1 protein-coding gene is annotated in these 1,344 nt (G+C 51.4%); it reads right to left on the bottom strand.

Annotated features, from left to right (window positions below; all coding sequences use genetic code 11):
- Positions 1-174 precede the first annotated feature (174 nt).
- Complete coding sequence (locus RTW80_RS25320) at positions 175-1,287, bottom strand: IS4-like element IS421 family transposase (RefSeq protein WP_152928458.1); 1,113 nt, start codon at positions 1,285-1,287, stop codon at positions 175-177.
- Between the last annotated feature and the right edge of the window lie 57 nt (positions 1,288-1,344).

Raw genomic sequence — 1,344 nt, 5'->3', positions numbered from 1 at the left:
TCCCATAAGCGCTAACTTAAGGGTTGAACCATCTGAAGAATGCGACGCCTCGGTGCCTCGTTAAGACGATGCCTCGCGTTCTTCAATTGCGTTTTGTAGGCTGTCAGGGATACTGTCCCACGAATGGCCACCTGTAAGCTCCAGATGACCATTTTTGTTATTCTCCACAACGAGTTAGTTCTTCTTTTCGGATCCGGCACTTCTGGGGGGGAAATCCAGCGATGGCTGGATTATGTCGTCAATTAAAAATGCGGCGAGTAGATTAGCAAATATCCACGCTTTCGCGAGTTCAGGTTCCTTTGCACGCAAAGCATCCAGGTGCAGCAAACTTTTGAGCCGCTTAAAAGCCAGTTCAATTTGCCATCGCAGACGGTAACAATCAGCCACTTGCTCTGCTGAATATTCATCTTCCGGTAATGATGTTAGCAATAGCACATGGCCCGCTGCTTCCAGCGTTTCCGCCTGAACTACTCGTCCTTTTCGACGATTCTCGCTGAGCAGTCGGGTTTTACTGATTAATGCTTTTTCGGGAGGAAGTGATACGGCAATGAGACGTGCCGGAAAGGGAGCTCCGGCTTTTTTATTACCTGAATTGCCTATCATTACAGTGGTTTCACCGTTCTTACCGCAATCCAGCCCGCGCAGAAAACCCATCATGTCAAAGCGCATTCCTTCTGCAGTTAACCAGCGCAATCCTCGCCAGTGAACCCGGACGATATAATCAGCTTCTCCAAAAGCAAGTGAGCGGATACATTCGGGACGCGAACCGAATCCCCGGTCAGCAATGCGTATCTCGTCTGCCGTTTGCGCAAATCGGTCCAGCCGTTCAGCGTCTCTGCTGTCGGTTAGCTCAAAATCAGTGAACTGACAGGTATGAGGATCATATCCCATATGTAGTCGCCATTCAGCGCTGCCGCCCCCGGGCGCACTGATTGCTGTTCCATCGACAAGACGCAATCTCTTTCCGCTTGTACAACCCGTAACTGCGGCGCGTACAGCAAGTGTTTGTGCGGCAAGTATGCCAAACCAGTCGGCGGCATTCCGCAGCCGCTTCAGGAGAGCCACGTCAGATAATGTTGCAACGTCATGGAGCTGAGCCCATGCAGTGACTTCACGTAATGACATCCCCCCGGGGCCGTAAGCCAGCCCCAGACGTAGCAGAGTTGCAGCATCACGAATTTCGCGGCGGCGGGTTAGAGCCCCGGCATTACGTGCCGAAGCATCCAGTTCTTCGGGCTTACCAATATGGGCCAGAATTGCTGACCAGTTATCGTGAGAGTAATTCATCGGCACGTTAAATCATATCAGGCGTAATACCACAACCCTTAAGTTAGCGCTTATGGG

It is taken from the genome of Escherichia sp. AM3, from assembly GCF_032029835.1.
Taxonomy (GTDB): domain Bacteria; phylum Pseudomonadota; class Gammaproteobacteria; order Enterobacterales; family Enterobacteriaceae; genus Escherichia; species Escherichia coli.
This window is presented reverse-complemented; position numbering and strand designations above follow the sequence as displayed.

Coding starts and splice junctions, on each gene's coding strand:
- RTW80_RS25320 (WP_152928458.1), bottom strand. CDS start 1,287: ATGAATTACTCTCACGATAACTGGTCAGCAATTCTGGCCCATATTGGT.